Below are 13156 nucleotides of genomic sequence, written 5' to 3' on the forward strand. Positions count from 1 at the left end.
GGGTCCTCAGCCCTTGAGGGCCTGTTCCAGCTCACTGCACTTGCCGGCCCCCACGGCTTCCCTGATTTTGGGAAGCAGTGCAAGCAGGGCATCGACATCCGCCGCACCTTCGACGGCCAGGTTCAACCTGAAACCCCTGAGCCCCAGCGCCCCCGTCAACTGTGCGGCAATGGGGTAGGCCTTTTTGTAGCGGTCATTGCTGGCGTCGCTGTCCTCCTGCCTGGCAACCACGGCAGCCGCATGCGCGGTGGCTGCCGCAGCCTTGTCGACGGATTGCTGGCTGGGCGTGAGAAAGCCCAGCTCCACCAGTTGCACCAGCTCCTCCGGCGTGACCCCGAGGCCTGCAGTCGCCTCCAGCACCTGCTGGACGGAACGCTTGCCGTCAAACAGGATGAAGGCCGAGCGCTGTCGAAGCGTCAGCAGGGACCTGTCTTTCAAGGCCTGTTGCCCGGCCTCGGTCTTGGCATAAATCATGACACTGGTACCGTGCGAAGGGCGGACTAACGTGCAGGCGCAGATGCGGCGGCTGAAGCGGCCAATGCCGGCGACGGGGCTTCATGCGTGACCTCGGTGCCATGCTTTTCGCCCCCCATGTCAATATCTCCGCCCTTGCTCAGGATGAAGATGGCCAGAACGGCAAAGGCCACGAATGCGAGTGCAATTTTCCACATGCTGTTTCTCCAGAAAAAAACCCCCGACAACGCGGGGGTCTAAAAAAACTGTTCGGTGGTTCTGCCGGGAATCAGGCAGAACCACAGGCTGTCGTTTCAGGAATCAATCGTCAGCGTAGATGTCGACGTCCTTGGTTTCCTTGATGAACAAGGTGCCGATCACGACGGTCATGCCGGCAATGATGATCGGGTACCACAGGCCGTTGTACATGTTGCCGGTCTGCGCCACGATGGCAAAGGCCGTGGTGGGCAGCAGACCGCCGAACCAGCCGTTGCCGATGTGGTACGGCAGGCTCATGGATGTGTAGCGGATGCGCGTGGGGAACAGTTCCACCAGCATGGCCGCGATCGGGCCGTAGACCATGGTCACGAGCAGCACCAGGTAGGTCAGGATGGCAATCACCATGAACTTGTCCACCTTGGCCGGATCGGCCTTGGTCGGGTAACCGGCAGCCTTCAGGTCGTCAGCAACCAGCTTCTTGAACTCGGCATCCTTTTTCTTGGCTTCATCCGCAGGCAGGCCTTTGGAAGAATAGCTCTGGATGACCGTTTCGCCGATCTTGATGGTGGCGGGTACGCCGGCGGCGCCCGGTGCATTCTCATAACTCACCGATGCGCCGGCGAGCACCTGTTTGGCGATGTCGCAGGAGCTGGTGAACTTCACCGTGCCGGTCGGGTTGAACTGGAACGAACATTCCTTCGCATCAGCCGTCACAACCACCTTGTTCTTCGCCTGGGCGGCAGCCAGCTCAGGGTTGGCGGCCTTGGTCAGTGCGGTGAACACCGGGAAGTAGGTCAACACGGCCAGCAGGCAACCGGCCAGGATGATGGGCTTGCGACCGATCTTGTCCGACAGCGTGCCGAAAACGACGAAGAAAGGCGTGCCGATCAGCAGCGAAACAGCGACAAAAATGTTGGCCGTGGCGCCGTCCACCTTGAGCGATTGCGTCAGGAAGAACAGTGCATAGAACTGGCCCGAATACCAGACCACCGCCTGGCCGGCGGTCAGGCCGATCAGCGCCAGGATGACGATCTTCAGGTTTTTCCACTGGCCGAAGGATTCGGACAAAGGTGCCTTGGAGGTTTTGCCTTCGGCCTTCATTTTGGTGAAGGCTGGCGACTCGTTCATGCTCAGGCGAATCCAGACGGAAACACCCAGCAGCAGGATGGACACCAGGAAGGGAACGCGCCAGCCCCAGTCGGCAAAGACCGCTTCGCCAAGCAGGGTACGTGTGCCGAGAATCACCATCAGCGACAGGAACAGGCCCAGCGTGGCCGTGGTCTGGATCCAGGAGGTGTAGGCACCGCGCTTGCCGTGCGGCGAGTGCTCTGCCACATACACGGCTGCACCGCCGTATTCACCACCGAGCGCCAGGCCCTGCAACATGCGCAGCGCAATCAGGATCACGGGAGCCGCGACGCCGATGGTGGCGTAATTGGGCAGCAGGCCGACGATGAAGGTCGACAGGCCCATGATCAGGATGGTGATCAGGAAGGTGTATTTGCGGCCGATCATGTCGCCGAGACGGCCGAACACCAGTGCGCCGAACGGACGCACGATGAAACCGGCGGCAAACGCGAGCAGGGCAAAAATGAAGGCCGAACCTTCATCGAGTCCGCTGAAAAACTGCTTGGCAATGATGGCTGCCAACGAACCGTAGAGGTAAAAGTCATACCACTCGAAAACTGTGCCAAGTGACGAGGCGAAGATGACTTTCTTCTCCTCGCCGCTCATCGGCCTGGGGGCGGCTGCAGTTGCCATGATGTTGTCTCCAAAAAATAAAGACCCTCGACATGAGGGCTTGCGCAATTATTTTTGGAGTGACTGACCCTGCTCTGACGCGAAACCAACAGGAGCTTGCGCCAAACTTATCGCCCCCTGACAAGTCAAGGGAAAACCCGCGGAAAAATTTTCGGTATGCGGAGAATGCCAGGCGACAGGTTATTTCTGGCGCGAGACGCCGGTCGCAAGCTGACTGGCCGCGTCCCAGTCCGGGCCGTCAAACCAGACATCGCCGAGCAGAAAGGCGCGCAGCATGGGCAGCGCATCCTGACCCCAGAACAGCTTGCCGTCCACCGCCAGCGTGGGCACACCAAACACGCCCTGTGTGATGGCCTCGTCGCTGTGCGCCTTCAACTGCGCTTTCACGTCCGCGCCGTCGAGGTCGCGTTGCGGTGCCAGTGACGCCGCCAATGCAGCAAGCCGCTCCGGATCGGCCGCCTCCAGCCCGGTCTGCCACACATGGCGAAACAGGGTCTCGCAGACATAACGGTTGGGCGTGCCGTGCGCATCGCAGGCCATGGCCAGGCGCAGCAGGCCCAGCGGATTGAACGGGTGACTGGCAGGCAGTTGCAGCTTGATGCCGTGCTGGTGCGCCAGCCACAACACCTGGCGGTAAGTCCAGTCGCGCTTGCCGGGAATTTCTGCGGGGCCGAGCTGGCCGTGGTGCTTGAGCAGGCCGGCAAACAGCAGGGGCTTGTAGGTCACGCTGTAACTGGTGCCTTTCAGGGCTGCAGGCAGACTCTCAAACGCCAGGTAAGCGTAAGGCGAGATGAAGTCCAGGTAGAAGGTGATGTGTTTCATGGGCCCGGTTTCCTGCAGATGGCTGTCGGGTGTCATGGCTGCACCTGCAGCGCTGCCATGCGCTGCTCGATCAGGGTCCAGATTCCGCGTTTGCCCGTGTCACCGGCCTGGCTCCAGGCAGCGATTTCATCACGTGTCCGGAAACAACCCTCACACAGCCCCGTCTCCGCGCTCATGCGGCACACCGAGATACAGGGTGATGGAAGATCTGTGGCTTGCGCCCTTATTTCATCGGCGCGGGCAGCTACCAGAAAAATAGCGCGCGCCAGTGCCACCTCTTCCTGCACAGGGTCCACGGCCACATTGGCGACAGGTGCGCCGGTCAGGGCTACCAGCTCCTGTGGACTCAGCTTGAACACGCCATGCGGATGACCGGCGGCTGCCCAGATCTCGTCAAATCGAAACAGGCTCTGGTCAATCAGCGTGACGGGCGGTGTGGCATGCGCCAGCGGTGAGACGCCGCCAATCGAAAAACCGGTGCGGGTTTTGACGAACTCTGCATCCGCACGACCCAGCCGCTTGCCATCGGGGCAGACCAGGGCCTCCACCTTTCTCTCGTCCACCCGCTGGTCGCCGGCCGTGATGACCAGCACCGCCGCGTCATCGGACTTGCGGCGAAAGATGATGCTTTTGGCGATCTGGCCGAGGGCAATGCCCAGCGCATCGGCTGCCTGCTGCGCGGTACGCGCTGCGTCGTCCAGCATCACCGGCAAATGCGGGTGGCCTTTGGCCTGCAGTTCCGCAGCGACGCGCTGAACCCCTTCAGGCAACACCTTCAGTTCACTGCCACACACGTTATAAGCCCCCACGTTCGCGCACTACGTGTCGCTCTCTGCCCCCCGAGGGGGCCGCCGCGCCTGCGGACTGGCAAAGCCAGATCCGCGGCCCCTGCTTGAAGGGGAGGATGCCTCCACGTTTGCTTAACACAGCGCTCATCAGCCGGCCCTCTTGTTCAGCAAAGCAGTCGCCGCACGCGAATTCGGCTTGCGCTCCAGATAGTCGCTGATGAACTTTCCGGCATCGATCAGCTTGTCGAGGTCGATGCCGGTTTCAATGCCCATGCCGTGCAGGAGGTACACCACATCTTCTGTTGCAACGTTGCCGGTCGCACCCTTCGCATACGGGCAGCCACCCAGGCCTGCCGACGACGCATCGTATTGCCAGATGCCCATCTGCAGGCAGACCAGCGTGTTGCCCAGCGCCTGCCCGTAGGTGTCGTGGAAGTGGCCGGACACATCATTGATGTCGTAGTGCTGCAGCGCCGCTTCCATCGCACGCTGAACTTTCACAGGCGTTCCTACACCAATCGTGTCGGCCACACCGATATGCTGCACGCCTATGCCTTTGAGCAGGCGCGCGACCATCGCCACGCGCTCGGGCGCAATCTCCCCTTCATAGGGGCAACCAACAGCGCAGGAGATGGCACCCCGCACATAAATGTTCTGCGCCCGCGCCGCTTCGGCCACTGGACGGAAGCGCTCAATGCTTTCCGCGATGGAACAGTTGATGTTGCGCTGGCTGAAAGCTTCGCTGGCCGCGGCGAACACAACGATTTCATCGGGTTTGGACAGCACGGCAGCCTCGAAGCCCTTCATGTTGGGCGTCAGCACCGAATAACGCACACCGGGCTTGCGCGTGATGCCGGCCATGACCTCGGCGGCGTCCGCCATTTGCGGCACCCATTTCGGCGACACAAAACTGGTGACCTCGATCTCGGTCAGGCCGGCGTCCTGCAGGCGGTGCACCAGCTCGATCTTGACGGCTGCAGGCACCTGCGCTTTTTCATTCTGCAGCCCGTCGCGCGGACCGACATCGACAATTTTGACTCTGGAGGGGTATTTCATAGGAGCACGTTCCTGAGGTAGGGGCAAAAAGCCACGCGCTGTAGCCGACCATAGGGCTTTCCAGTCAAGCAAGGGCCGCGGATCTGGCTTTGCCAGTCCGCAGGCGCAGCGGCCCCCTCGGGGGGCAGGGAGTTACGCGAAGCGAACGACCGTGGGGGCATGACCTCAGTATCCTTTTTTCGGGTCAACCACACCGGCAAGGCTGGAAATATCCTGCCCCGCCTGGAGCGCCGCAATCTTGCCCGCAATCTGCGCAATGCTTTCCTCGCGCAAGGTACGCGCCGACGTGTGCGGCGTCACCGTGACCTTGGGATGTTTCCAGAACACATGTTCCGCAGGCAGCGGCTCGGTGCGGAACACGTCCAGCGTGGCCCCGGCCAGGTGCCCGCTGTCGATCAGCGCAATCAGGTCTTCGTCAACCAGGTGCGCGCCGCGCGCCACATTGATGACATAGCCGCCGGGCCGCAGCCGCGACAGCGTTTGCCGGTTCATGATGTTTTCCGTGCCCGGCGTGAGCGGCAACAGGCACACCAGGATGCGGGTGGCCGACAGAAAGTCGTGGAAACCGGCATCACCCGAGAAACACTGCACCCCTGGGACCTCCCTGGGAGAACGGCTCCAACCCCGCACCGGAAAGTCGAATTGAGCCAGCGCCCTGGCGACCCGCTCGCCCAGCACCCCCAGGCCCATGACACCCACCGGAAAATCAGCGCGCAGTTGCGGCCTGCGGTAAGACCACTTGCCCAGCTTCACATCCGCTTCGTAGGCATCGAACTCGCGGAAGTGTCGGATCACCGCATGGCACACATACTCGGCCATCTGCACCGACATGCCGGCATCGTCCAGCCGCACCACGGCGGCGCTGGGCGGCAGGCGCAGTTTCAGCAGCGCGTCCACGCCCGCTCCGATATTGAACAGGGCTTTCAGCTGCGGCTGCTCGTCCAGGAACTGCTGGGGCGGTGCCCAGACCACGGCGTAATCGGCCGGCTCGGCGCCCGGCACCCACTGCTCAACGGCGTCGGCCGGAAACGCGGCGCGCAGTCCGGCGAGCCAGGGCTCGGCCTTGGTATCGGTACAACAGAATGAAATTTTCATGCCCGGATTGTGCCGTGAGTGCGCTCCGCCTCAGGAGGCCATTTTCAGCAGCTCGGCCCCCTCAACGACATGGTCACCGGGTGCGTACAGGATTTCCTGCACCACGCCGTCGGCAGGTGCGGCAATCGTGTGTTCCATCTTCATGGCTTCCATCACGGCCAGCGCCTGGCCCTTGCTGACCTTGTCACCGGCCTTCACCGCGAAGGACACCACCTTGCCCGGCATCGGCGCGGTCAGGCGGCCGGCCTCGCCATGGGCTTCGCCGGCATGGGCCAACTGGTCGATCACCGTGATCTGCGTGGCACCCTGCCGTGCAAACACATGCACGGTCTCGCCGCGCCGGTAAACATGCGCACCCAGCCGCTGCTCGCCGAAGCGAACATCCACCGCACCGCCGCTACCCGCAAACACCAGCACATCCTCCACGCCGCCCACAGCCAGGCGCAGCCCGCCGTCATGCAGATAGGTCAGCACGGCCTGCGCCGCTTCGCCGTGAAACTCAAACTCGAAACGCCGCTCCGCGACCCCGTGTGAACGCCAGCCATCCCGTTTGCTGAAGGGATCGTCCGTTTCCTGCGCCTTTTCTTCCAGCAGGCTCAAGGCCACAGCAGCAGCAGCGGCCAGGGGCTGGCCGATTTTTTCCTGCCGGAACAACACCGCCTCCTCACGCGGGATCAGCGCCGTGTCCAGATCAGCCTCTGCGAACGAGCGGCTTTGCACCACATGGCGCAAGAACTGCACATTGGTGCTCAGGCCCACGATGTGCACCTGCGCCAGCGCTTCGTCCATGCGTGCCAGGGCCTGCTCGCGCGTGTCGCCGTGCACGATCAGCTTGGCGATCATCGAGTCATAAAACGGCGAGATGACATCACCCTCGCGCACGCCGGCATCCACACGCACCAGGCCACGCTCGAAAGACACCGAGGGCGGCAAGCCGTACACATGCAGCGTGCCGGTCGCAGGCAGGAAGTTGTTGTCCGGGCTTTCGGCGCAGATGCGCGCCTCGATCGCATGGCCGTGGATGTGCAGCTGCTCCTGTGCCAGCGGCAGCTTCTCGCCCGAAGCCACGCGCAGCTGCCACTCCACCAGGTCCAGCCCCGTGATCGCTTCGGTGACCGGGTGTTCCACCTGCAGCCTGGTATTCATTTCCATGAAGAAGAAGTTCATGCTGCCATCCGCACGCTGCTCGACGATGAACTCGACCGTTCCCGCACCGACGTAGTTGACGGCACGTGCCGCCGCAACCGCGGCTTCGCCCATTTCACGGCGCATGGCTTTCGTCATACCGGGCGCCGGCGCTTCTTCCAGCACCTTCTGGTGGCGGCGCTGCACCGAGCAGTCGCGCTCGAACAGGTAAACGTAATTGCCGTGCGTGTCGCCAAACACCTGGATCTCGATGTGGCGCGGGCGCTGCGCGTATTTTTCGACCAGCACCGCGTCATCGCCAAAACTGCTGGTGGCTTCACGTTTGCACGAGGCCAGCGCTGCGTCGAAGTCTTCGGACTTCTCCACGGCCCGCATGCCCTTGCCGCCGCCGCCGGCGCTGGCCTTGATCAGCACCGGGTAACCAATGCTGTCGGCTTCCCGCTTGAGCAGCGCCGGGTCCTGGTCACTGCCGTGGTAGCCCGGCACCAGCGGAACGCCGGCCTTTTCCATCAGCTGTTTGGATTCGGCCTTCAGGCCCATGGCCTTGATCGCCGAGGCCGGCGGGCCGATGAAGACCAGGCCGGCATCACCGCAGGCCTGCGCAAACTCCTCGTTTTCACTCAGGAAACCGTAGCCGGGATGAATCGCTTCCGCGCCGGTGGCCTTCGCCGCCGCAATGATTTTTTCCCAGCGCAGGTAACTGTCCCTGGGCGCGCTGCCGCCGATATGGATCGCTTCGTCGCACACACTGACATGTTTGGCGCCGGCATCCGCGTCCGAATAAACGGCCACGGTCTGGATGGCCATGCGGCGAGCTGTTGCAGCGACGCGGCAAGCGATCTCTCCACGATTTGCAATCAGTATTTTTTTAAACATGTCAGTCGTTCTTTGAAAAAGGAGATTTGAAGGTGAAAGCCGGAGAAGGCCCGGTATCGGGCCTGCCGCTGAAAATACGTGCCACGCGCACAAACAGCTGCCTCAGGAAACGCCAGCAGGTACGGATCAGCCAGACGCTGAGCACCAGTACGAGCAACAGCACCACAACAAACACCAGCGGATGGGCAATGGCCAGCCACAAGCCCAGCGGCACCAGGCCGTCTTCCAGCAGCGAAGCGCCCACATTGGTAAACGGCTCGGGCGAGGTGTTGATGGCCGCACGGCTGGTGGCCTTGGCCGCATGGCTGGTGGCCGCCAGCGTGCCACCCATCAGCCCCGCCACCAGCGCCATCAAGCCGCTGTCCGCGCCGAACACGCCGGCCGCCAGCGCCGCGCCGGCCGGGATGCGGATCATGGTGTGGACCACATCCCACAGCGAATCGAGCCCCGGAATCTTGTCGGCAGAGAACTCGACAAACACCATGAACCCACTGGCACCTAGCACCACGGGATGGGCCAGCAGATGCAGGCCGGGCGGCAGCGTGATCCAGCCCATGAACCCGGCCAGGCCGGTCAGCAGCACCACCAGGTACAGACGTACACCGCTGGCCCAGCCCAGCGCGCCGGCGAGGGCAATCAGTTGTGCGGTGTCCATCGGCTGCATCAGGTGATCCAGTTCGGCTTGCGCTTCTGCAGGAAAGACTGCACGCCTTCACGCCCTTCCGCGCTGACACGGATGTCGGCAATGCCGTCCACGGTTATTTTCACCAGCGCCGGTGTGATGGCCTGCTCCGCCACGTCCTGGACCAGCTTTTTGCACAGACGCACCGCCTGCGGACCGGCATTGACCAGCATTTTCACCAACTCGGCCACCTTGCCATCGAGCTCGGCGGCAGTCACCACCTCGTGCACAAACCCGATCCGCAGGGCTTCGGCAGCACTGAAGCGTTCCGCCGTCAGGAAATAGCGGTGCGACGCCCGTGCGCCCATGGCACGAATCACGTAGGGGCTGATCGTCGCCGGAATCAGGCCCAGCTTGACCTCACTCAGGCAGTAACCTGCCGTGTCCACCGACACCGCCATGTCGCAGACAGCCACCAGCCCGGTACCGCCGGCATACACATCGCCCTGCACCTTCGCAATCGTCGGCTTGGGGCAGGTGTAGATCACGCGCAGCATCTCGGCCAGGGCACCCGCATCGGCCAGGTTTTCCTCGCGCGAGTAAGTGGCCATGCGTTTCATCCAGTTCAGGTCGGCGCCTGCACAGAAGGCCGTTCCGGCGGCTGCCAGCACGATGCAGCGAACATCGTCGCGCGCGCCCAGGTCTGCAAAGCAGGCCGACAGCTCGGCAATCACCTCGTCATTGAAGGCGTTGCGAACGTCGGGGCGATTGAGGGTGACGGTGGCCACGCCGCCGTCGCAGGCCAGTTGCAGGTGATTCATTTCATTGCCTTTGGCTTGGGAACCTTGAAACCGTGTGTGTCGAGAAATTCGGCGACCCTGGGCTGCCAGACCTCCGGGTACCGGCTGAACAGAAGATGCCCATCGTCACCATGCGGCGGAAACTGCACGAAGTCGCCTTTGCCACCGGCCGCGGTATACGCTTCAAACCATTCCCGCGGGTACCGGGGACCAGAGTACATGTCGTTCTCGGTGTAAACCCACAGCATGGGAATACGCGCGGTCTCGCCATAACTGCGAAACATGCGCTCCAGCAATTGCGGCGCGCAGGGTTGTTGCGGCTGCGTCTTGGGGTTGCCGCCACCTCCACCGGCGAAGTTGATGCTGGCCTGCACGCCCGGCGGGTTGAGCGATGCGATGGTGACGGCCGTGGTCCCGCCGTAGGACTGTCCCATCACCACGGCCCTGTCCTTTGCGGCATCGGGCCGCTGGCGCACCGCCTCGAGCACCGCCAGCGTCTGCTTCGCTGCTGCTGCATATCCGGGCGGATAGTTCTTTTGATTGCAGGTGCCGCTGTATTCCACGTCGTCCCCGCCACTGACCCCGTAGCCGACGCGCGTGGGTACGGCAACGATGAAGCCACGCTGCACGAAAAATTTTGACGCATCGGTAAAACGCGCCCGCCCCAGTTTGGCCCGGCCCTCCGCTTCAGCGGAACGGCCGTGGTTGAGCACCAGCACAGGCGCAGGCTGGGGGTTGGTATCGTCTGAAAAGACCGTGACCTTGATGACATGCTCAACCGGCTTGCCATAGGCATTGACCACCTGCACCGGCAGGTCGATCTGCTCTTCACGCAGGCGCGCATGCGATGCGGCAGCTACCGCCAGCCATGCAGCACCGGCAACCAGCCATCGACAAGTCCGGTGATTCATGTCAATACCTCTTCGCCACTTCTTCGAGCATCACTTCGGTCGCGCCGCCGCCTATCGCCAGCACGCGGGCATCGCGCCACAGGCGTTCGATGGCCGTCTCGCGGATGTAGCCCATGCCGCCGTGGAACTGCTGGCAGGTCTGCACCACCTCGTTGACCAGCTCGCCGGTGAGCGCCTTGAGCATGGAGACGTCCTGCACGATGTCATGGCCTTGCGTGACGCGCCAGGCGCAGTGGTACATGAAGGCGCGTGCGGCGCGCGTTTTTGCGTCCAGCATGGCCAGGCGCTGGCGGATCACCTGCTGGTCCCACAGCGGGCCGCCGAAAGCCTGGCGCTGGCGCACATAGTCCAGCGTGAGCTTGAGCGCCTGCTGGCAATGGCCGACCGCCATCGCGCCCAGGGCGATGCGCTCGGTCTGGAAGTTTTTCATGACCGAATAAAAGCCCTTGCCCTCCTCGCCCAGCAGATTCCAGGCAGGGATGCGCACGTTGTCGAAAATCAGCTCGGCCGTGTCGGACGACAGCCAGCCGGTTTTCTTCAGCGCGCGGCCGACGGTGAAGCCCGGCGTGCCCTTCTCGACAATGAACATCGAGATGTCGCGTTTGCCCGGCCCGGTCTTGGCGGCGACGAAGTACAGGTCGGCATGCACACCGTTGGTGATGAACATCTTGGTGCCGTTGAGGACCCAGTCGTCCCCATCCCTTTTGGCGGTGCTGCGGATGCCCGCCACGTCGGAGCCGGCGCCCGGCTCGGTGATGCCGACCGCGGTGATCAGCTCGCCGGCAATCACCTTCTTCATGTACCTGTCTTTTTGCGCGGCATTGCCCGCGTGGTGCAGGTGCGGGCTGGCCATGTCGGTGTGGACCAGCACGGTGATGATGAAGCCGGCAAAAGTGGACTGAGAAAGCGCTTCGGCAAACACCAGGTTGGTCATGGCGTCGCTGTCAGCGCCGCCGTACTTTTCCTCGTACATCAGGCCGAACAGGCCGGCTTGGCCCATGCGCTTCAGGACCTCGCGCGGCACAAAACCCTGCTCCTCCCAGGCGGCGGCGTGCGGCTCCACCTCTTTGGCGATGAAGCGGGCGATCTGGTCGCGCAGGGATTCGTACTCGGGCGTGTCGTAAATGGATGCGTTGGACATTTGAGGCACCGGCAGCATCACATGCGGAACACGCCGAACTTCGGCTCGGGAATCGGTGCATTCAAGCTGGCGCGCAGGCCCAGGGCCAGCACGCGGCGCGTGTCGGCCGGGTCAATCACGCCGTCGTCCCACAAACGCGCACTGGAGTAATAGGGATGCGACTGGCGTTCGAACTGGTCCAGCATGGGTTGCTTGAAGGCTTTTTCCTCTTCGGCACTCCACTGCCCGCCCTTGGCCTCGATCGCGTCGCGCCGCACACTGGCCAGCACGGAAGAAGCCTGTTCACCGCCCATGACGCAGATGCGCGCGTTCGGCCACATCCACAAGAAGCGCGGGCTGTAGGCACGACCGCACATGCCGTAATTGCCGGCGCCAAAGCTGCCGCCGATGATGATGGTGAACTTGGGCACCTGGGCGGTGGCCACGGCCATCACCATCTTGGCACCGTGGCGCGCAATGCCTTCGGCCTCGTACTTGCGGCCCACCATGAAGCCGGTGATGTTCTGCAGGAACACCAGCGGGATCTTGCGCTGACAGCACAGCTCGATGAAGTGCGCGCCCTTCTGCGCCGACTCGCTGAACAAAATGCCGTTGTTGGCGATGATGCCAACCGGCATGCCTTCGATGTGCGCAAAGCCGGTGACCAGGGTGGCGCCGAAACGCGCCTTGAACTCGTCGAACTCGCTGCCGTCCACGATGCGGGCAATGATCTCGCGCACGTCGTAGGGCTTGCGCGTGTCGGTGGGCACCACGCCGTAAACCTCGTCTGCTGCATATTCAGGAGCACGTGGCGCACGCCCCATATGGGCTGGAGCCTCTTTTTGCTTGTAATTCGTATTCAGGTTGGCCACCGCGGCACGCGCCAGCGCCAGCGCATGCGCGTCGTTCTGCGCCAGGTAGTCGGCCACGCCCGACAGGCGGGTGTGCACGTCGCCGCCGCCCAGGTCTTCGGCGGTGACGATCTCACCCGTGGCCGCTTTCACCAGCGGCGGGCCGCCCAGGAAAATCGTGCCCTGCTCCTTGACGATGATGGTTTCGTCGCTCATGGCCGGTACGTAGGCGCCGCCGGCCGTGCAACTGCCCATGACCACGGCGATCTGCGCAATACCCTGCGCACTCATGTTGGCCTGGTTGTAGAAAATGCGGCCGAAATGGTCGCGGTCGGGAAACACCTCGTCCTGGTTGGGCAGGTTCGCGCCGCCTGAATCGACCAGGTAAATGCAGGGCAGGCGGTTCTGCTGCGCCACTTCCTGCGCGCGCAGATGTTTCTTGACCGTCATCGGGTAGTAGGTGCCGCCCTTCACGGTTGCGTCGTTGCAGACAATCATGCAGTCCACGCCCTTGACGCGGCCAATGCCGGTGATCACGCCGGCACACGGCGCGCTGTCGCTGCCGTCGCGGTCGGGGTACATGGCCAGCGCTGCCAGCGGGGCCAGCTCCAGGAAAGGTGTGCCCGGGTCCAGCAG

Annotated in this window: 13 protein-coding genes; all 13 read right to left on the bottom strand. The window is 63.1% G+C overall.

The window, feature by feature from the left end; translation table 11 throughout:
- Window positions 1–6 precede the first annotated feature (6 nt).
- Window positions 7–474 carry a hypothetical protein gene (locus WA904_RS02960; protein ID WP_425195635.1) on the bottom strand — a complete coding sequence of 156 codons (468 nt, stop codon included), beginning with the start codon at window positions 472–474 and terminating at the stop codon, window positions 7–9.
- 26 nt (window positions 475–500) lie between these two features.
- Window positions 501–671 carry a hypothetical protein gene (locus tag WA904_RS02965; RefSeq protein ID WP_425195636.1) on the bottom strand — a complete coding sequence of 57 codons (171 nt, stop codon included), beginning with the start codon at window positions 669–671 and terminating at the stop codon, window positions 501–503.
- A 103-nt stretch (window positions 672–774) separates the two neighbouring features.
- Window positions 775–2433, bottom strand: coding sequence for an MFS transporter (locus tag WA904_RS02970; RefSeq protein ID WP_425195637.1), 1659 nt, complete (start codon window positions 2431–2433; stop codon window positions 775–777).
- Between the two features lie 180 nt (window positions 2434–2613).
- Window positions 2614–3255 carry a 2-hydroxychromene-2-carboxylate isomerase gene (locus WA904_RS02975; protein ID WP_425195646.1) on the bottom strand — a complete coding sequence of 214 codons (642 nt, stop codon included), beginning with the start codon at window positions 3253–3255 and terminating at the stop codon, window positions 2614–2616.
- A gap of 32 nt (window positions 3256–3287) precedes the next feature.
- On the bottom strand, window positions 3288–4028 hold the full coding sequence (locus WA904_RS02980; protein ID WP_425195647.1) for a YbaK/EbsC family protein: 741 nt from the start codon (window positions 4026–4028) through the stop codon (window positions 3288–3290).
- A 162-nt stretch (window positions 4029–4190) separates the two neighbouring features.
- Entirely contained in the window at window positions 4191–5099 is a 909-nt protein-coding gene (locus WA904_RS02985; protein ID WP_425195638.1) for a hydroxymethylglutaryl-CoA lyase, read from the bottom strand.
- 165 nt (window positions 5100–5264) lie between these two features.
- Entirely contained in the window at window positions 5265–6194 is a 930-nt protein-coding gene (locus WA904_RS02990; protein WP_425195639.1) for a 2-hydroxyacid dehydrogenase, read from the bottom strand.
- Between the two features lie 30 nt (window positions 6195–6224).
- Window positions 6225–8216 (bottom strand): acetyl/propionyl/methylcrotonyl-CoA carboxylase subunit alpha, encoded by a 1992-nt coding sequence (locus tag WA904_RS02995; RefSeq protein WP_425195640.1) that lies wholly within the window; start codon window positions 8214–8216, stop codon window positions 6225–6227.
- Between the two features lies 1 nt (window position 8217).
- Window positions 8218–8880 (bottom strand): DUF4126 domain-containing protein, encoded by a 663-nt coding sequence (locus WA904_RS03000; RefSeq protein WP_425195641.1) that lies wholly within the window; start codon window positions 8878–8880, stop codon window positions 8218–8220.
- A complete protein-coding gene (locus WA904_RS03005; RefSeq protein WP_425195642.1) occupies window positions 8880–9659 on the bottom strand; it encodes an enoyl-CoA hydratase/isomerase family protein in 780 nt (259 codons plus the stop codon). Before WA904_RS03005 ends, WA904_RS03000 begins: the two co-directional genes overlap by 1 nt.
- Entirely contained in the window at window positions 9656–10549 is an 894-nt protein-coding gene (locus WA904_RS03010) for an alpha/beta hydrolase family protein (protein ID WP_425195643.1), read from the bottom strand. The genes WA904_RS03005 and WA904_RS03010 overlap by 4 nt, the downstream gene beginning before the upstream one ends.
- A gap of 1 nt (window position 10550) precedes the next feature.
- Complete coding sequence (locus WA904_RS03015) at window positions 10551–11690, bottom strand: acyl-CoA dehydrogenase family protein (RefSeq protein WP_425195644.1); 1140 nt, start codon at window positions 11688–11690, stop codon at window positions 10551–10553.
- A gap of 17 nt (window positions 11691–11707) precedes the next feature.
- On the bottom strand, window positions 11708–13156 hold a 1449-nt coding region (locus WA904_RS03020; RefSeq protein WP_425195645.1), incomplete at its 5' end, for a carboxyl transferase domain-containing protein.

It is taken from the genome of Polaromonas sp., assembly GCF_049790275.1.
Taxonomy (GTDB): Bacteria; Pseudomonadota; Gammaproteobacteria; order Burkholderiales; family Burkholderiaceae_C; genus Polaromonas.